Origin of the sequence: Mycobacterium sp. IS-2888, assembly GCF_001954215.1 — a bacterium.
GTDB lineage: Bacteria > Actinomycetota > Actinomycetes > Mycobacteriales > Mycobacteriaceae > Mycobacterium.
In genome coordinates this window covers 1-757 of the sequence record NZ_MBET01000092.1, presented here as the reverse complement: position 1 = coordinate 757, position 757 = coordinate 1, and the positions used below count along the sequence as shown (strand labels likewise).

The 757-nt window shown below is 64.1% G+C and carries 2 protein-coding genes; one reads left to right on the top strand and one right to left on the bottom strand.

The genetic code is table 11. The features are described from left to right. Positions 1 to 317 (bottom strand): TetR/AcrR family transcriptional regulator (locus A5745_RS16830; RefSeq protein ID WP_139329430.1); only part of this gene is annotated, 317 nt, incomplete at its 3' end. A gap of 75 nt (positions 318 to 392) precedes the next feature. Here A5745_RS16830 and A5745_RS16825 point away from each other — a divergent pair. Then, a partial coding sequence (locus A5745_RS16825) for a TetR/AcrR family transcriptional regulator (RefSeq protein WP_139329662.1) occupies positions 393 to 757 on the top strand: 365 nt, incomplete at its 3' end.

Here is a 757-nt window from a genome sequence, read left to right as displayed (position 1 = left end):
TCTCGCATCAACTGTCCGCATTCGTCGAGCACCGCTTCGATTCGGTCGATGACGTTGCCCGGGCGCTGTGCAGCCTGCCGCAGGCGGGGCATGGACGCGTCGGCCCGGGCCGAAATCGTCGCCTGCATCAGTTCCGACTTGTTGGGAAAGTAGTTGTACAAGCTGGAGCTCGTCACGTTCGCCATGCGGGCTATCTCACGGATCGTGGCCTTCGAATAGCCGACCTCGGCCACACACCTCATGGTTGCCACGATGATCCGCCGGCGAGTTTCCTCGCCACTGGCGCCCACGGGGCGGCCCAGCTGTGTTCGGGTCATGGTGGGTCGGGTCCTCGCTGATATGTGGTCGAATATATTCGACCGACCAACGACTTCCGGCTCCCGCGGAGGTGCATGACCACCACGCCGTCGCAGCTCGGGCGTCCGGTGGGCGCGAATGCCGAAGAGACTCGCCGACGAATCATCGCCGCGGCAATGCGCTGCGTGGGCGACGTCGGCTACTCAAAAGCCACGATCCGCGAAATCGCCCGCGCGGCCGACATGACCAGCGGCAGTCTCTATCACTACTTTCCGACCAAGTCCGAACTGCTCAATGCGACGGGCGAGGAGGTCGAGGGGATCGTGTCGCACCGGCTGCGCGCCGCCGCCGCAGCTTTCGATGACGTCGTAGATCGACTCGATGCGGTGCTCGACGAATGCGGACAGTTGATGCGCGAATACCCAGACCTCGCCTCGTTCGAATGGGCGATCCGGGCGGA